General features: G+C 64.0%; 14 protein-coding genes. 10 read left to right on the top strand and 4 right to left on the bottom strand.

What is annotated here, in order from left to right:
• The first annotated feature begins 40 nt into the window (after window positions 1-40).
• Window positions 41-1642 (top strand): MASE1 domain-containing sensor histidine kinase, encoded by a 1602-nt coding sequence (locus tag AC3CBN_RS05800; protein WP_488635871.1) that lies wholly within the window; start codon window positions 41-43, stop codon window positions 1640-1642.
• 13 nt (window positions 1643-1655) lie between these two features.
• Here the strand turns inward: AC3CBN_RS05800 and AC3CBN_RS05795 are convergent, their stop codons facing one another.
• Entirely contained in the window at window positions 1656-2126 is a 471-nt protein-coding gene (locus tag AC3CBN_RS05795) for a hypothetical protein (RefSeq protein WP_488635870.1), read from the bottom strand.
• A gap of 251 nt (window positions 2127-2377) precedes the next feature.
• On the opposite strand from AC3CBN_RS05795, the gene AC3CBN_RS05790 reads away from it, so the two are divergent.
• The 9 genes from AC3CBN_RS05790 (at window position 2378) to AC3CBN_RS05750 (ending at window position 15032) form a co-directional block, all read left to right on the top strand.
• Window positions 2378-3922, top strand: coding sequence for a S10 family peptidase (locus AC3CBN_RS05790; protein WP_488635869.1), 1545 nt, complete (start codon window positions 2378-2380; stop codon window positions 3920-3922).
• A 27-nt stretch (window positions 3923-3949) separates the two neighbouring features.
• Window positions 3950-5521: a S10 family peptidase gene (locus AC3CBN_RS05785; protein ID WP_488635868.1), complete on the top strand. Its 1572-nt coding sequence runs from the start codon at window positions 3950-3952 to the stop codon at window positions 5519-5521.
• Window positions 5518-7212 (top strand): acid phosphatase, encoded by a 1695-nt coding sequence (acpA, locus tag AC3CBN_RS05780; RefSeq protein WP_488635867.1) that lies wholly within the window; start codon window positions 5518-5520, stop codon window positions 7210-7212. The genes AC3CBN_RS05785 and acpA overlap by 4 nt, the downstream gene beginning before the upstream one ends.
• A 115-nt stretch (window positions 7213-7327) precedes the next feature.
• Window positions 7328-7654 carry an EF-hand domain-containing protein gene (locus tag AC3CBN_RS05775; RefSeq protein ID WP_488635866.1) on the top strand — a complete coding sequence of 109 codons (327 nt, stop codon included), beginning with the start codon at window positions 7328-7330 and terminating at the stop codon, window positions 7652-7654.
• 102 nt (window positions 7655-7756) lie between these two features.
• Complete coding sequence (locus AC3CBN_RS05770) at window positions 7757-9616, top strand: M1 family metallopeptidase (protein ID WP_488635865.1); 1860 nt, start codon at window positions 7757-7759, stop codon at window positions 9614-9616.
• Window positions 9617-9691: 75 nt separating this feature from the next.
• Window positions 9692-10693 (top strand): alpha/beta fold hydrolase, encoded by a 1002-nt coding sequence (locus tag AC3CBN_RS05765; protein ID WP_488635864.1) that lies wholly within the window; start codon window positions 9692-9694, stop codon window positions 10691-10693.
• Window positions 10694-10810: 117 nt separating this feature from the next.
• Window positions 10811-11464, top strand: a complete 654-nt coding sequence (locus AC3CBN_RS05760) for a methylamine utilization protein (protein ID WP_488635863.1) — start codon at window positions 10811-10813, stop codon at window positions 11462-11464.
• A gap of 26 nt (window positions 11465-11490) precedes the next feature.
• Complete coding sequence (locus tag AC3CBN_RS05755) at window positions 11491-13806, top strand: bifunctional diguanylate cyclase/phosphodiesterase (RefSeq protein WP_488635862.1); 2316 nt, start codon at window positions 11491-11493, stop codon at window positions 13804-13806.
• A gap of 20 nt (window positions 13807-13826) precedes the next feature.
• On the top strand, window positions 13827-15032 hold the full coding sequence (locus tag AC3CBN_RS05750) for a hypothetical protein (RefSeq protein ID WP_488635861.1): 1206 nt from the start codon (window positions 13827-13829) through the stop codon (window positions 15030-15032).
• 15 nt (window positions 15033-15047) lie between these two features.
• Here AC3CBN_RS05750 and AC3CBN_RS05745 read toward each other — a convergent pair whose 3' ends face one another.
• The 3 genes from AC3CBN_RS05745 to AC3CBN_RS05735 all read right to left on the bottom strand — a co-directional run bounded on the left by AC3CBN_RS05745 (window position 15048) and on the right by AC3CBN_RS05735 (window position 18186).
• Window positions 15048-15818: a M48 family metallopeptidase gene (locus AC3CBN_RS05745; protein WP_488635860.1), complete on the bottom strand. Its 771-nt coding sequence runs from the start codon at window positions 15816-15818 to the stop codon at window positions 15048-15050.
• Between the two features lie 131 nt (window positions 15819-15949).
• Window positions 15950-16867 carry a recombination-associated protein RdgC gene (locus AC3CBN_RS05740; protein ID WP_488635859.1) on the bottom strand — a complete coding sequence of 306 codons (918 nt, stop codon included), beginning with the start codon at window positions 16865-16867 and terminating at the stop codon, window positions 15950-15952.
• A 119-nt stretch (window positions 16868-16986) separates the two neighbouring features.
• Window positions 16987-18186: an amino acid aminotransferase gene (locus tag AC3CBN_RS05735; RefSeq protein ID WP_488635858.1), complete on the bottom strand. Its 1200-nt coding sequence runs from the start codon at window positions 18184-18186 to the stop codon at window positions 16987-16989.
• Window positions 18187-18201: the final 15 nt, after the last annotated feature.

Genomic DNA, 18201 nt, shown 5'->3' with positions numbered 1-18201 from the left:
CTCCATCCAGCGGGGGTTGGACATGCAAAAGGGAACAGGGGTGACCTTCTGGCTCCGCCAGATCGCGATGGCCGTGGCCTATGCCATGGTCGTGTCACTCTTTCGTCAACTGTCGATCTCACATTGGCTGCTCTTGTGCGGTTTGCATTTGTCCGCGCTGCTGCTGGTGCCCTATCGCTATTGGGTAGCGCTGCTGGTTGGCGAAACGGTGTCGCTGACGTATCTGAGCATTACGTGTCTTGACCAGCTCGGGCTCGCCTGGTCGCTCTGCAATCTGGTGCCATCAATCGCATTCGCGATGCCCGTGGTCTATCTGTGCCGCGAACGCTGGCAGGTCTTTCCGTCCCGGACGACTATCAACATGGGCGCGCTGCTCGTGTGTTCACTGTTGGTGGCTGCGCTGAGGACGGCGTACAGCCTAGGCCTGGTGTCGACGACCAAGCTTCCTGAAGGCTACCCCCCCCTCGACTACGGATTTCTGGCCGGCCAGTGGATGCTCGGCAATTACATGGGCGTCCTGACTGTCGTGCCGTTCGTGCTGGTGGTCCGTCAGGTGCTGCAAGAGACCACTTGGCGCGCGCTCGACACGCGCTTCATCAAGAGCCGGCTAGCTATGGAATGCGTCTTCCTGCTGGTGCCGATGTTGATCTTCCTGATGTGGATGGGTTTGAGTGCGTCACCCACCGCAAACACCCGCCAACTCGCCCAGATGGCGATGTTCCTGCCGGTATTGTGGCTCACGCTGCGCTACGGCTGGCAGGGCGCCGCCGTGGGCGGCACGCTGGCCAGCCTGGCGGTGGTCGTGTTGATGCCGGTGATGTTCGATCCTGGCACGCTGAACGCACAGGTTTTTATCGCGTTCATCATCTCGACCATGCTGATCATGGGCGCTCGCATCGGCGCGCTGGATCACCGGGCGCAACAAGAGCGCACCGATGTACGCATGGCGCTAGCGCTGGCGCAGCGCAATGTGCATCTCGGCGAAGTGCAGATGCGCATGACTTCGCAAGCGCTCGAACAAGTCCGCGAGTCGGTCCACTCGGTCTACAACATGATGCTCGGACGCCTGCATCACATGGGGCCGATCATTGATGATCGTAGCTACCGTCGGCAGGCACTGGTGGCACAGGACCAACTCTATCGCCTCGCTGATAGCCTGTGCCCGGTGACGAGCGAGCGCGGATTGTCCGCCGTGCTGCGCGAGGGCCCCATCGCCCGCGTACTGGACGAATCTGGCGTCACCTACTGGTGCGACCTGCGCGGGCCAGTGAGCATGCTCTCGGCAACCATCCAATTGGCCATCTATCGCCTCATCTGCGAGGCCATCGCTGATGGCTGCACTCGCAAGGACATCAGCGACATCCGCGTGCAGGTCCGCTGTGGCCAGCGCGGAGATCGTCGATGGAGCGTGGTGCGAATCAACCTGCGCTCCAAGCCCGAGCGGCTGGCAGACGTTCGATGGGACGAGCTGCTGCCGAGGGTACTTCGAACTGCCACCGGTCTCGGCTGGCCGGCTATCGAGGACCGCGCTGCCACTTTTGAGGGCAAGGCCCGCGAGCGCCTGATCTACGGCGGGCGCTGCATCAGCGTGATCCTGTTCGATCCGGAAGTCCCTGGCAGCGACGAGTGCTGCCAGGGTTGACCCCATCACGTCCTCACTGGGCGTGATTGCTGCACTGGACAGGATCGCAGGCAGCAGCTGACACCGCCCTGAGCTGCACCGTACCGTCCGTCTGCGGCGTCGCGGTGACCTGCACGGACGTGTCCTGATACACGGTGGTCGGCGCAGTGGCCGCCTGCGCTGCTGTCACCACGGCGGCAGGTTGCTGCGGCGTGGCAACCAGCTGCGCGAAAGCGCCGATCGGTAGCGTGATGAACTGGCCGTTGGCCGTACCGACCGCACCGATGACGTTGCCATTGATGTCATTGACCTGGACGTACTTGACGCCGCCGAGAACGAACACATAAGCGTGCCAGTTCGGGCTCGCGCTCACATCCGTGGTGTTCGGCCACGCTTGACCAAGACCGGTGGCTGCCGGCTGGGCAGCCATAGCTGCGCCCGATACACCGGCCAAGAGCAGACCCGCAAGCGCGGCACAACGCAGACGTGTGTTTGACATAGCCATTCCCCTCTCCGAGTAGTGATGACGCCTTGAGGCGCTTCCCGAATGTAGCACTAGCGCGCCTATCAAACAGAAGATCGCTGCAACAAATGGATTGGCCCTCTCTTTGCAGTGCCGCAGCCTCGTCCAGGCATCGACGAATGTCGAAAACGTATCGCCTCCCAACCAGTACTTTTGTCACGGTCGCGCCGTGACGGTGATACGCATACTCCAAGGTCGGCCACATCGTCGCGGTCACCACCCTGGGGAGTTTCATGCGTCGTCTTTTGTTTGTGCTGCTTGCCAGCAGTGTTGCCCTGTCACCCTGCACTCAACTACTGGCCAAGGACGCGCCCGCCAACAAGAAGGAAGTCGCCGGCAAAGACGAAGACGTCCAGGCGCCCAGCACTGAAACCGCGGTGCGAACAAAGCACAGCGCCAGCATCGGTGGCCACTCGGTCGCCTATACGGCGACAGCCGGCACGCTGATCATTCGCGACGACAAGGGTCAGCCGCAGGCCAGCGTGTTCTACGTGGCTTATACGGTGGACGGCGGCAAGTCGGAGAAGCGGCCCGTCACGTTCCTCTACAACGGCGGCCCGGGCTCCTCCAGCATGTGGCTGCATATGGGCTCGTTCGCGCCGGTACGCATTGAAACGGCCAGCCCCGCGGCCACCGCGCCAGCGCCGTACAAACTGGTCGCCAACAACGACAGCCTGCTCGACAAAACCGACCTTGTTTTCATCGACGCCGTAGGCGCCGGCTACTCGCGACCAGTCGGCAAGGCCGAGGGCAAGGATTTCTGGGGCGTGGATCAGGACGTGTCCGCGTTCAGCCGCGCCATCCAGCGTTACGTGACCATCAACAACCGCTGGAACTCGCCCAAGTTTCTCTACGGCGAAAGTTACGGCACCACGCGCTCGGGTGCGCTGGTGGATGCGCTGCAGGACAAGGGCATGTCGTTCAACGGCGTGATCCTGATGTCCACGATTCTCAACTACGGCGTGCGCATGCCGGGCTACGACGAGATGTACATCGGTTACGTGCCGAGCTATGCGGCTGCCGCGTGGTACCACAACAAGCTCGCCAACAAGCCCGCTGATCTCAAGACCTATCTTGACCAGGTGCGCGCATTCGCCCGCGGCCCATATGCCACTGCGCTGGCCAAGGGCCAGGACTTGCCGGCGGCGGAAGCCGATGCTGTGGCTCGACAGCTCGCCAGCTACACCGGCCTATCACCGGAGTACATCAAGGAAGCGAATCTTCGCGTCGAGCCCTCCCGCTTCCGCAAGGAACTATTGCGCGACCAGCGCCGCACCATCGGCCGCTACGACGCACGCTTCGAAGGCGTGGACGAGGATGCCGCCGGCGAAGTGCCGGGCTACGACGCCTCCGACGCCGGCATCAGCGGTGCCTTCGTCACTGCGTTCCATGACTACGTAAGCAGTCAGCTCAACTACCACACCGACCTCGACTACCGCCCCACCTTCAGCGACATCGGCAAGGACTGGGACTGGAAGCACCAGGCCGCCGGCATCAAGCGCCCGCTGCAAATGGCTTACGTCGCAGGCGATCTCGCACATGCCATGCGCACCAATCCGCATCTGCAGGTGTTGTCGGTGAACGGCTACTACGACTTTGCCACGCCGTTCTTCATCACCGAGTACGACCTGTCGCACATGAACCTCGAGCCGGCGCTGCGCGGCAACGTGCACTACCTGTACTACCCCTCGGGCCACATGATTTATCTGAACACCGAGGCGCTGCAGCAGCTCAAGGGCGACCTGTCCCGCTACTACGACGACACCACCCACTCCTGATTTCGCGCCGTACCGGAGACATTCCCCATGCGCCACATGCCATTCGCCTCGCTCGCCTTCGCCACGCTACTGGCCTTGGGCAGCCTGCCGCTGCACGCCGCCGACGACACCAAGGACGCGCCCAAGGCGCAGTCGGACAAGGGCGACAAGGACAAGAACGACAAGAACGCCGGTGACGAGCAGCCCATCCCTGCCGAGCGCACGGTGGTGACCAAGCACAGCGTGCGCATCGGCAACCGCACGGTGAACTATCAGGCCACCGCCGGCACGCTGCTGATCCGCGACGACAAGGGCAAGCCGACGGTGAGCTTCTTCTATGTCGCGTACACCGCAGACGGCGGCAAAAGTGGCAAGCGCCCGGTGACGTTCTTTTACAACGGCGGCCCGGGTTCCTCGTCCATGTGGCTTCACATGGGCTCGTATGGCCCCGTGCGCGTGGCCAACGATGGCGACAAGCCCATTCCGCCCGCACCGTATCGCTGGGTGCCGAACGAATACAGCCTGCTCGACAAGAGCGACCTGGTGTTTATCGACGCGCCGGGCACTGGCTATTCGCAGCTGGTGGGCAAGGCGGAAGGCAAGGATTTTTGGGGCGTGGACCAGGATGCCGACGCCTTCACCAAGTTTGTCACCCGCTACGTCAGCGCCAACAATCGCTGGAACTCGCCCAAGTTCCTGTTCGGCGAAAGCTACGGCACCACGCGCTCGGCGGTGCTGGTGAAGTCGCTGCAGGAAAAAGGCATGGAGTTCAACGGCGTCGTGCTGATGTCATCGATTCTCGACTTTTCGGTGGCCGCACCCGGCATCGATCACGGCTACATCGTGAACCTGCCGACCGAGGCGGCGATTGCGTGGTATCACAACAAGGTGCCGAACAAGCCATCGGACATCAGCACGTTCCTGGCCGACGTGCGCCGCTTCGCCTCGGGCGATTACACGCAAGCCCTGGCCAAGGGCGACGCCATCGACCCGGCCGAAGCCGACCGCATCGCCAACCAGATGAGCCGCTACCTCGGCCTGTCGCCGCAATACATCAAGGAAGCCAATCTGCGCGTCGGCCCCAGCCGCTTCCGCAAGGAGCTGCTGCGCGACCAGCGCCTGACGGTTGGACGTCTGGACGGCCGTTTCCAGGGTATTGACCCGGATGCTGTGGGCGAGACGCCTGATGGCGATACCGCCAGCGATGCCATCACCGGCGCCTACGTGGCCACATTCAACCAGTACGCAGCAACCGAGCTCAAATTCACCGAGGATCGCCCCTACCTGCCCAACAACTACGCCGCCGTCGGCAAGACGTGGGACTGGAAGCGCAAGAAGAGTGACGGCTGGCTACAGGCCACTTACGTGGGTGACGACCTGGGCGATGCCATGCGCCGCAACCCGAACCTGAAAGTATTCTCGGCCAATGGCTACTACGACCTGGCCACACCGTTCTACGCCACCGAGTTCGATCTTTCGCATCTGGGCCTGGAGCCCGCACAGCGCAAGAACATCTCGTTCGGCTTCTATTCCTCGGGCCACATGATCTACATCGATCAGAAGTCGCTGGAACAGAGCAAGGCAGACCTGTCCCGCTTCTACGACAATGCTGCGCCGTGAGCAAACCGCCTCCGCCAAAAGGCGCTGACGGCGACGGCGAACAACCGCTCGATCCATCGCGACGCCGCCTGCTCGGTGGCCTCGCACTCACGGGCGCCGCACTGGCGGTGGGCGGACGCGAGGCGTTCGGCGGCGACCTTCCTACCGCGATGCATGCCGCATCCAAACCGCTGGATGTTGCCTTGCGGCAGCATATCCAGCAGGTCGTGGTGATCTATGCGGAGAACCGCAGCTTCAACAATCTGTTTGCCAACTTCCCCGGCGTCGAGAAACCGCTCAGCGCGCTCACGCCGCAGCAGTATCAGCAGCGCGATCGCGACGGTTCGCTGCTGAAGACCTTGCCGCCCATCTGGCACGGCCTGGCCCCGCACAAGCAGGTAGTGAACCATCGCAGTTACCAGGTGATGCAGGACGACCTCAACGGACTACCGAATGCACCATGGGCTCTGCGCACCGGCAGCGGCGAGCCGTTGCCGCACGGGGTGGTCACGCGCGACCTGGTGCATCGCTTCTACGAGAACCAGCAGCAGATCAACGGCGGCAAGAACGACGGCTTCGCAGCCTGGGGCGACACCGGCGCGATGGTCATGGGCTACTACGACAACAGCGCGTCAAACCTGCGGCTATGGCAGCTCGCACGCCAGTACACGCTGTGCGACAACTTCTTCATGGGCGCTTTCGGCGGTTCGTTCCTCAACCACCAGTATCTGGTCGCTGCACAGCCGCCGCTTTATCCGAACGCGGACCAGAGCCCGGCGCGCTTCAATATTGCCGTCTCCGAAAGCGGCGCGCCCACCGACACCCGCTTGAAGCTTGCTGACGATTCGCCGCGTAGCGCGATGGACGGCCGGCCGAAATTCGCTTCACGCAGCTCGCTCACGCCCGACTTCTATGCGGTGAACACGATGTCACCGCCCTATGCACCCAGCGCCACCACATCGGGTAGCAACCCCACGCTCGCCGACGAGGACAGCCCGAATACGCTGCCACCGCAGGCGCACAAGACGATTGGTGATGTGCTTTCCATCGCAGGCGTGGATTGGGCCTGGTATGCCGGCGCCTGGCAGCTGGCGCTGGACGGCAAGGGCGATGGTGACGAGAAGCAGTTTCCGCAGCGACCCAACTTCCAATTTCATCATCAACCGCTCAACTACTTCAAGAGTTTCGCACCGGGCACCGAGGCACGCGCGAAGCATCTGTGTGATGCGGGCGTAGGCGAGACGGCGCAAACCAATCGCTTCCTCGCCGATATCGAGGCCAATCGCCTACCCACGGTGACCTTCTACAAGCCGCAGGGCGATCTCAACATGCACGCCGGCTACTCGGACGTGGATGCCGGCGACCGTCACATCATGCGCATCGTCGACAGCTTGCAGAAGTCGCCTTCGTGGAAGCACACGCTAGTGATCATTACCGTCGATGAAAACGGTGGCTGGTGGGACCACGTCGCGCCGCCCAAGGGCGACCGCTGGGGGCCGGGATCACGCATTCCCGCCATCATCGTGTCGCCGTTCGCCAGGAAGGGTCACGTGGACCACACCATCTACGACTCCGGCTCCATCGCGCGTTTCCTCACCCGTCGCTTTGGCCTGGAAAAACTACCCGGGCTCGCCATGCGCGAGCAGGCGATGATCGCTGCCGGTGGACCGCCACCGGGCGACCTGACCGGCACGCTGAATTTTGAAGGCTGAGCAACACCGGTCGCGCATGCCTTGCGCCACCGGTGTCTTCACTGCTCCCAACGAACATACCCCTCACATTTCCGGTGCCATACTTCTGACTCACATTCAGGGAGAGAGCACCGCCATGCGCCACACCCGCCCGATCCTTGCTGCACTCGTTGCATTGGCCACCGCTACCGCCGGCCACGCGCAGATTGGCCTCGGCAATATCGCCAATACCGCAGACACCGCGTCGAAGAATTTCGATATCGCCGACAAGAACCACGACGGCCTGCTTAGCAAGGAAGAGGCCGAGAAGGGGCCGGTGCCGTTCATCCGCGCGCATTTCGACAAGATCGACAAGGAACACCGCGGTCTGGTGTCCAAGCAGGACGTAAAGGATTACTTCCAGGCGCTAAACAAGAAGCCCGATCAGAAGCCCGCGCCGGCGGCGGCAAGCTCCGGCTACTGAGGTTCGTGCGGCGGTCGGTTATCGCCGGGGGTGACCATCTGCACCGGCAACCGTCCGCTCGCCGGTGGCATACTCGGCGCTTCCGCTGATGGAGCTACCCCGATGCGCCCGTTCCACGTCCTTGCCTTCGGCGCCCTCGTGCTGCCGCTGAGCGCCTTCGCCGCCGACCCGCATTCGTATGCCCAGCCCGACCAGGTGCGCGTCACCCATCTGGACCTGGACCTGAAGATCGACTTCCCGCACAAGCAGCTCAATGGCCAGGCCACGCTGAAGCTGGATTGGAAAGATGCCAAGGCACAGTCGCTGGTGCTCGATACGCGCGACCTGAAGATCGCCAGCATCGAAGGCATCGACGCAGCCGGCAAGGCGAGTGCGCTGAAGTACGCGCTGGCGCCACGTGACAAGGAACTGGGCAGCAAGCTCACCATTGCCACGCCGCAGCATCCGGCGCAGGTGCGCATCGTCTACTCCACCGTGCCCACTGCGTCGGGCCTGCAGTGGCTGACGCCGGAGCAGACCGCGGACAAGGAACTGCCTTTCATGTTCTCGCAGTCCGAATCCATCCACGCGCGCTCGTGGGTGCCGCTGCAGGATTCGCCGGCCATCCGCTTTACATATAACGCCCACGTCACCGCACCGCAGGACGTGCGCGTGGTGATGAGCGCAATCAATGATGCAAAGCATCCACTGAACGGCGACTACTCATTCAACCAGCCGCATCCGATTCCTTCCTACCTGCTGGCCATCGGCGCGGGTGACATCGCTGCGAAGGAAACCGGTCCGCGTTCGGCCGTCTATGCGGAACCGAGCGTGGTCGGCAAAGCCGCCAAGGAATTCGAGGACACCGAGAAGCTGATCGCGTCGGCCGAGAAGCTGTACGGCCCGTATGCATGGGATCGTTACGATCTGCTGGTGCTGCCGCCGTCGTTCCCGTTCGGCGGCATGGAAAACCCGAACATGACGTTCGCCACGCCGACGTTGTTGGTAGGCGACAAGAGCCTGGTCTCGGTGATCTCGCATGAGCTGGCCCATTCGTGGTCCGGCAACCTGGTGACCAGCGCCGCGTGGCGCGACATCTGGCTCAACGAAGGTTTCACCACCTACGTGCAGGGCCGCATCACCGAGGCCGTATACGGCAAGACACTCGCCGACGAAGAGGCATTGCTGTCGGCTCGCAATCTGCAGAAGACCATCGGCGAAATGCCGACCAACGCGCAGCGACTGGCACCCGAGCCGCGCGGCATCGGCGCCGACGATTCGATCTCCGAAGTTCCCTACGACAAGGGTTCGTGGTTCCTGCGCACGCTGGAACGGCGCTTCGGCCGCGACACCTTCGACACGTACCTGAAGGGCTATTTCGCGCACTTCGCGTTCCAGAGCATCAACACCGAGCAGATGCTGGACTACCTGAAGGCCAATTTGTTCGACAAGAACCCGGGCAAGATGAGCTGGGATGAAGTGAAGGCCTGGGTGTACGAACCGGGTATTCCGAAGAACGCTCCGTTGCCCGACTCGCCGCGCTTCGACTCCATCGACAAGGAACGCGCCGCATTCCTCGGTGGCACGCTCGCTGCCGACAAGCTCGATGCCAAGGGTTGGAACACGCAGGAATGGATGTACTTTCTCGACGGCCTGCCGGACGCGACGCCGCTGGACAAGATCAAGCAGATCGATGCCACCTGGCACCTTACCGGCACGCCCAATGCCGAGATCGGCATGCGCTGGTACAGCCACGCCGTCGCCGCCGGTGACAAGGACGTGTGGAGCGCCGCCGCTGAGCACATGACGCGCATCGGTCGCCTGTATCTCACCATGCCGCTGTACAAGGCCTTCGCCAAGACGCCGGACGGCCTCGCCTATGCCGAGCAGGTCTACGCCAAGGCCAAGGCCGGCTACCACCCGATGACCCAGGGCGCGGTGGAAGCGGTGTTCGCCAAGGCAAAGAAGAAGAACGCCAAGTAAGCCGCTCGCGCGCCTCCTTGCAAAAGGAGGCGCGCGTCGCCATCGATGGTTGCGCCCCCTCATCCCGATTCCGACATGACATCCAAAGCCACTATGCCCAAGCCTGTTTCCACGCGCCCGCTATGGCAGCGACTGGCCTTGCGCCGGCTCAAGTTCTTCGCCTTCGTGGCGGCGCTGCTGGCGGTGCTGCTGGGCGGCTCTTACCTGTTCGCGCCGCAGTGGCTGATGCAAGCCGACGTCAAGCGGCAAGCGGTGGCCGCGCACGTCGAGAAACATTCGGTGCAGGTGGGCGATACGAAGTGGGTGTATTTCGAAGGCGGACAGGGTCCGACACTGGTGCTGCTGCACGGCTTCGCCGCCAGCAAGGAAGTGTGGCTGAAGCAGGCGGAATTGTTGACGCCGCATTTCCATGTCATTGCGCCGGATCTGCCCGGCTGGGGCGAGTCCTCTCGCGTCGAGGGCGCCAGCTACAACATCGACGCCCAAGTGGCACGATTCCAAGGTTTCGTCGATGCACTGCACCTGCCGCGCTTCGTGTTGATCGGCCACTCGATGGGTGGCGCCATCGCCGGCGTCTATGCCGCCGAGCACCCTGAGCACGTGGCCGAGCTGGCCTTGTTCGACTCGTTCGGCCTCAAGACCAACGAAAATGACTTCGCCCGCGAGGCGATGGCCGGCAAGAACCCATTCAAGTTCGACAACCGCGAGGAGTTTGAGCGTGCCACCGCACTCGCCTTCGCCAAGCCGCTGTCGTTGCCGGGTCGCTTCGAGGACGTGTTGATCAAGCGCAACCAGGTCGATCGCGCCTTTATCGACCGCACCTTCAACGAACTGCGTGAGCCCTCGCAATACCTTTCCGTGCAGAGCCGGCTCGGCCAGCTGGAGATGCCCGTGCTGGGCCTGTGGTGTCACGACGACAAGATCATCGATATCTCGGCGCTGGACAGTCTGCGCGATGGTCTGAAGAACGCCAGTGCGATCAGCACCAGCACCCTGAACGGGTGCAACCACATGCCGATCCTGGAGAAGCCCGAAGAGACGGCGCGCATCCTGACGGCGTTTGCGTTATCGCACTGAACCCTTGCCAGACCTGCCACGCGCCCGTCGCGTGGCGTTTCCCCCGGCAGGCGCCGCTCGTCTTGCCAGCTTCAGCGGGTGGTGTAGGCTAGCTCTGGGGAATCCAGGGGAAGTGCTATGCGCTGGCTGCTATGCGTGGTCATCGCCTTTGCGTTGCTGGCCGCTCAGTCGGCCGTGGCGGGCGACCTTTCGGTACGTGTGCTGGACGAGGCTCATCGCCCCGTCAGTGATGCTGTTGCCACACTGACGCCGGACGTCGCCGCTGCGTCGGCTTCGGCGCCGTCACCCGCAGTCAAGGTCGTCGACCAGAAAGACGAAACCTTCCTGCCCTACGTGCAGGTGCTGCAGCCCGGCAATGCCGTGGTATTTCGCAACAGCGACACCACGCGCCATCACGTGTACTCGTTCTCGCCGGCGAAGGCGTTCGAGTTCGTGCTGCGCCCCGGCGAAAGCTCGCCGCCGCTGACGCTCGATCGCGTGGGCATTGCCGCCGTGGGCTGCAACATCCACGACCACATGATCACCTATCTCTACGTCTCCGATGCACCCTATGTCGCGGTGACGGGACACGACGGCAGCATCACGTTTCCCCAGCTGCCGCCCGGACGCTACACGTTGCATCTGTGGCATCCGCAACTGCATCCGGGGCGTCCGGAGATCACGCAGGTGGTGCAAATTGCCGGCAACGCCGCGCCTGCGCCGCTCACTTTCACTTTGTCACTGCTTCCGGATCCGCGCATGCCGATGGATCGCGAACACATGCAGTACTGATCGCCATGGCCGCCCTCGGGTTTCGCATGCGGCTGACCCTGTTTGTCGTGACGACCATCGTCGCGATACAGGTGATCACGGCCGTGCTCGTCACCCAGATCACCCGTCGCCAGCTGATTGCCGAAGGCGAGCGCCAGCTGACCGTCTCCGCTGACGCTTTCATCGGTCAGCTTGATGATGTCTCCACGCGCGTCGCCGAGAGCGTGCAGATCCTCGCGCTCGACTATGCCTTGCGCGCCGCCATTGCGCAGCACGATCGCGACACCGTGCTTTCGGTGCTGCGCAATCATGGCCGCCGCGTTGGAGCAACGCGCATGCTTATGATCGGCCTGGACGGCTCCATCCAGGCCGACACCGCCGCCAACGCGCCGACACTGCAGCGATTTCCTTTTCCCGACTTGCTGGACAGCGCCTTCAGCCATCGCACGGCCGCCGTGGTCGCGCTCGACGGCAAGGCCTACTGGATGGTCGTCGTGCCGATCTACGCGCCGCAGCCGGTTGCGCTGGTGGCGGCGGGCATTCCGATGGACGACGCCTTCCTCGCGCGCATGCTGCATCTGTCGGCCTTGCCGACCGATATCCAGCTGATCGCGCAAACGCCACCATCACGATGGGAGGTGGTCGCCAGCAGCCAGGCACGCGTGAACCTGCTGGGTGGCGTGGTCGCCGCGGGCCGCACACCCACCGCGAAGCCGACGCTGGAGATGGTCGACGGGCGTGAATACCTCTTGTTGATGCGCGCCTTGAGCCGGCCGCACGAAAGCCGTTCGGTGCAGGCACTGATCGGCTACTCGCTGGACGATGCGCTGCGGCCGTATCGCTCCGTGCTGTCGACCTGGCTTGGCCTGCTGGCGCTTGGTTTGCTTGCTGGCCTGCTTGGCGCCTGGTTGATCGCACGCGGCGTCTCCCGCCCGGTGGAGGCGTTGGCTGCGTCGGTGCGACGGATCGAACGTGGCGATTACAGCGTTGCGCCGCGCATGGGCCGCAATGACGAGCTGGGGCAGCTGGCCGACGCATTCAGCGCCATGACCCAGGCCATCCGCCAGCGCGAGGAGCGCATCCGTTTCCAGGCGCTGCACGATGCGGTCACTGAGCTACCCCATCGCAACGCGGCCGAAGTCTTCATCCAGCAAAGCGTGCACGAACACGCCAGCGGCGCGCTGCTGATGGTGGGCCTGACGCGCATGCCCGAGATCATCAAGACCGTCGGCCACGCGCTGGGCGACCGGCTGATGCGCGATGCCGCGCTGCGTATTCAGGCGGTAACCCGCGGCTTTGTCGCCCGCGCGTCCGATGCCACCTTCCTGATCTGGTTGTCGGATGCGGACCGGGGAACCGTGATTGCGCTCGCCCTGCAACTGCTGGAAGTGCTCAACAAGCCTTATCAGGAACCGGACATATCGGTCGATACGACGCCGGCGGTGGGCATCGCCCAGTATCCCGAGCACGCTGGCACCGCCAGCGAGCTGCTGCAGCGCGCCGAAGTGGCCGTGCTGGCCGCGCTGCGCGTGCCGGAGGCGGTGGCCTTCTACGACGCTGCCAACGATCCGCATCGCCCGGAGCGCCTCTCGTTGATGGGCGATCTGCGTGATGCCATTGCGCGCAACGACGTCGCGCTGCATTACCAGGCCAAACTCAATCTTCGCAGCGGCGTCATCGACGGCGCCGAAGCACTGATCCGCTGGCAGCATCCAAGGCTGGGCGTCGTTCCGCCGGATGCTTTCATCACGCTGGCCGAGGAAACCGGCAACATCCACCGCGTGACGCGTTGGGTGCTCGCCACGGGCGTGGCCCAATTGCAACGCTGGTCGGCGCAGGGGTTGAACCTGCGCCTTGCGGTGAATCTCTCCGCGCGCGACCTGCAAGACCTGGAGCTGCCGCGACGTATCGCGGATCTGCTTGCGCTGCACCGCGTGAAGGCCGAATGGCTGCGACTGGAAATCACGGAGAGCGCTGTGATCGGCGAGCCCGCCGTGGCCATCCAAGTCCTGCGCGAGCTGGCCGATCTGGGTCTAAGCATCGCCATCGATGATTTTGGCGTAGGCGAGTCGTCGCTTGCCTATCTGCGCAAGCTGCCCGTGCACGAGTTGAAGATCGACAAGATGTTCGTACAGCGGCTCGGCACGGAAACGGAAGATCGCATGATCGTCCGCTCCATCGTGGAACTCGCGCATCGCCTGGGTTTCGGCGTGACAGCCGAAGGCGTGGAAGACGCCGCGGCACTGGCCTATCTCACCGATATCGGCTGCGACTACGCCCAGGGTCATTTCATCGCCGCAGCCATGCCAGCGGAACACCTCGCCAGTTTCGTGGCGCGGTACGGCGTGGAACACACCGGGTGAGGCACGCGCCCCGTGTCGCCATGGCATGGATCATCCTGGCGGCATCGCGCGTGGCCGCTGCGCAGGACATCTCGCTTCATGCCTATGTGGATGCGCGCCTCGTGGCCGCACCCGATGCGCTGAGTTGGACCCAGGGCGGTGTCGGCAAGACACGCTTCGGCAACGGCGACGACGGATTCCAGTTCGGCGGCGGCGCATTGGCTGTCGCCCTGCAGGCCACGCCATCGCTGCTCGCGTTTGCGGACGTGCAATACCAGACCACCGACCGGCACACGCTCGACGTCATCGAGGCGTATGTCCGGTACCGGCCAGTGTCCACTACTGCCTGGCGCGGATCGATCAAGCTCGGCGCCTTCATGCCGCCCGTGTCGCTGGAGAACGACGCCGTCGGCTGGACCAGCCCGTGGACCATCACGCCATCGGCCATCAATAGCTGGGTTGGCGAGGAATTGCGGGCGAAAGGCGCGCAGGGCCAACTCGAATGGCGCGGCAACCAGCAGACGCTCGAATTCGGCGGTGCGCTGTTCAAGGGCAATGACCCCACGGGGACGCTGCTGGCCGTGCGCGGCTGGTCGCTGAGCGACCTCACCTACGGCATCGGCAGCACGCTGCGAGAGCCGGATGCGTTCGTGCGCGCCTTCGGCGATCCGGACCGCCCGCGCTACAACCCGTTCCAGGAAATCGATGGACGCTGGGGCTGGTACGCCAACCTCGCATGGCGCTCCAGCGAGTATGGTCAGTTGACCTTGATGCGCTACGACAACCGCGCCGACCCGGCCGCCCATACCTCCTCCGATGGCTCGGCCGACGTATTCGCCTGGCATACCTATTTCTGGAGTGCAGGCGCACGCACCGATACGGGAGCAGTGACCTGGATCGTGCAAGCGATGGATGGCAGCACCGAGATCGACCCTACGCCCGGATTCCACCTGGAGACGCGCTTTCGCTCCGCCTTCGTGCTCGCTGGATGGAATCGCGGCGCATGGCGGCCGGCGCTGCGGTTGGAACACTTCAGCACGGGCGACTATCGCAACGGTGTCTACGCCAGCCAGGGCGAGAGCGGCAACGCGATCACCGCCGCACTGAACTGGCGACCGCATGCATGGCTTCGCCTGACGGGTGAAGTTCTTCATGTCGAAGGCTCGCGCTCGGCGCTGCGCGTGCTGGGCCTGCCCACGCGATACAACGATACGCAGGCACAGTTGAGCGTGCGGCTGATCTACTGAAGACAGTCGCCGCTGTCAGTCGGCGACGTCGGCGATCAAGCGATCCAGCTCCGTCTTCAGCCATGCGCCGTTCAAGCGCAGCCAGTCGCGCTGTTCGCGCCAATCCGGGAAGAGGCCTTCCACCTGCGCCCAGAAACGCGGCGCGTGGCTACGCACCTTGAGGTGACATAGCTCGTGCGCGAGCACGTAGCGCAGCGCGGCCGGCGGCGCGAGCGCCAGCGCGAGATCGAGGTTGATGCGGTCGCGCGTATCGAGGCTGCCCCACAGGCTCTTCATCGGCCGCACACGCAACGCGGTGGGCGCGAGTCCCAGCATCGGCACGTAGCCAGCGAGCCAGCGCGACACATCACGACGTATCTGCGTTTCGAAGAATGACGCGAGCAGGCCGCGCGCTACCGGCAAGGCCCGCGTATGCGGCCGAGGTATCACCAACGTCAATGCGCCCTCGCTCGCCTCCACGCGTGGATACGGACCTTCGGCCCAATCCAGCTGCACCGTTTCGCCGCGTAGGGGAAATTCGGTGGGTGTGCCCTGGCGCAATGGCGGCAATGGTTTGACGATGAGATGCAGCTCGTCGAGTTTGCGCTCCAGCCAATCGGCGTGGTGGCGAAGGAAAGCACTGACCTGAGCGGGATGCGTGCCGTGCGGATACGAAACACGCGCGCCCTTGGGCGTCACGGTGAGGCGCAAGCGGCGCGCGCGCGGATGCGCGGATTTCAGCACGCGTATCGTGCTACCACTTGCAGTGGCCAGTTCCAGCCAATCGCCTTCGAGATGCTGCGTCATGTCCCGCCCTAATGCTCTGGCGTCCAGGCCGGAAGTGTCCCTCAGACTATGTGGGGGGAGCATGCAGGCTTCGCAAGACGGGCCGGTGACCGCCATCCCCTGGCCGAACGGCCAGGGGGAGACGGGCGGCCTCAGGCCTCGGCCGGCCGCGGCAGGCCGAACCATTCCTCCAGCTTGCCCAGCAGCCGCTCAACCTCGAGCGTAAGCAGGGCAAAGGTGGCGTCGGCCTCGGCGGCGGCGTCCGGGTGGCTATCTCCCAGCTCGTCAACGACCACGTCGAGGAACTTCAGCTTGCGCACGATCAGGTCCTCGCCCAGCACGAAGCTCATACGCTCATCGAAGGTGAGACCGAGCTGAAACACCTGTTTGCCGTTGCGCAGGTGTTCCTTCACTTCCTCGCTGTCCAGGTCCTGGCGGCGGCACTTGGCAATGGCGCCGGTCGCCGAGGCCGCGTCACGCAGCTCGACCTCATCGCCCAGGGCCAGGCCAGCCGGCAGGTTGCCGCTGGCGAGCCAGTCGGTCATCAGCACGCGCGGGCCCTCCTCGGGCGCCAGCGGCACCGCCGGGAAGCTGCCCAGCGCCTCGCGCATCTGGGTCAGGGTGTTCTCGGCCGACTTGCGGCTGGAGGTGTCCAGCACCAGCCAACCGTGCTTCTTGTCCACGTAGGCCTTCATGCGCGAGCTGCGGATGAAGGCGCGCGGCACCAGTTCGGTAAGCACGTCTTCCTTGAGCCGCTTGCGCTCGCGACCACCGACCTTGCGGCCTTCTTCTTCGGCGATCTTCTGCACACGGCGGTGAAGTTCGTCGTTCACCACCGAACCTGGCAGCAGCTTGTCCTCACTGCCTACGGTCACCATGGTGCAAGCGTTGACGGCATGGGTGAGCAGCGCTTCCTCGCCACGACCCACCGGCGGGACGAAACCCTTGGTGCCCATTTCCATCGGCCCGCACGGGCGCAGGCGGTGTTCGCCCAGCGCCTCGTCCAGGCGGTTCAGATCTTCGGCAACGGCGGGGGAAAAGCGGAACAGTGTGAGATTGCGGAAAAACATTTGGTATCCGTTCTTATTTGCCGTCATCCCGGCTCGGGCCGGGATCCAGCGTTGTTATCGGTGCGCAAAGGCACTGGATCCCCGCTTTTGCGGGGATGACGGTGAGGTGGCTTGAAGGCTTAACGGCTGATCGCGGCGACCGCGTTCACCACCGTGTCCAGGTTCACACGGTTCAACGCCGCCACGCAGATGCGGCCGGTGCCGATGGCGTAGATGGCGTACTCCTCGCGCAGGCGATCCACCTGGGCCTTGCTCAGGCCCGAGTAGGAGAACATGCCAGCCTGCTGCTGGATGAAGCCGTACTGCGGCGCACCCGCCGCGGCCAGCTTCTCCACCATGCCGGCGCGCATCGCGTGGATGCGCTCGCGCATCTCGCCCAGCTCCTGCTCCCACATCGCGCGCAGCTCGGTGCTGTTGAGCACGCCGGCCACCAGCGCGCCACCGTGCGTGGCAGGGCTGGAGTAATTGGAGCGGATGGTGCGCTTGACCAGCGACTGCACGCGCAGCGCCTCGTCGCGGTCTTTGCCCACCACGGACAGCGCACCCACGCGCTCGCCATACAGCGAGAACGACTTGGAGTACGAATTGGCCACCACGAACGATTCCAGTCCCGACGCGGCAAACAGGCGCACGGCGATGGCGTCGGCGTCGATGCCTTCGTCGAAGCCCTGGTAGGCCATGTCGATGAAGGGCATCAGGCCACGCTCTTTCACCAGGTCCACCACTTGCTGCCACTGTTCGGCGTTGAGATCCACGCCGGTGGGGTTGTGGCAGCAGGCATGCAGCAACACCACCGTACCCGGCTCAAGCTTGCCGAGGTCGGCCAATATGCCGGCAAAATCCAGACCGTGCGTGGCGGCGTCGTAGTACGCGTAATCCACTACTTCGAAACCGGCAGCGGTGAACACCACGCGGTGGTTTTCCCAGCTTGGGCTGCTGATCGCCACCTTGGCCTTGGGCAGCACCTTCCTCAACAGGTCGGCACCGATGCGCAGCGCGCCGCTGCCGCCAATGGTTTGCGAGGTGGTCACGCGGCCGGCTGCCAGCAGCGGCGAATCCTCGCCGAACACCAGTTTCTGGGTGGCGATGTCGTAGGCCACCAGGCCGTCGATCGGCAGGTAACCGCGCGGCTTGGCTTCCAGTGCCAGCGCCTGCTCCACCTCGCGCACGGCGCGCATCAGCGGGATGCGGCCCTGCTCGTCGTAGTAGATGCCCACGCCCAGATTGACCTTGCCCGAGCGGGTGTCGGCCAGATAGGCCTCAGTGAGTCCCAGGATCGGATCGCCCGGGGTCATTTCAACGGATGCAAAGAGAGACACGGCGTTACTCGACTG

The organism is Dyella sp. OK584, assembly GCF_057787755.1.
This window is presented reverse-complemented; position numbering and strand designations above follow the sequence as displayed.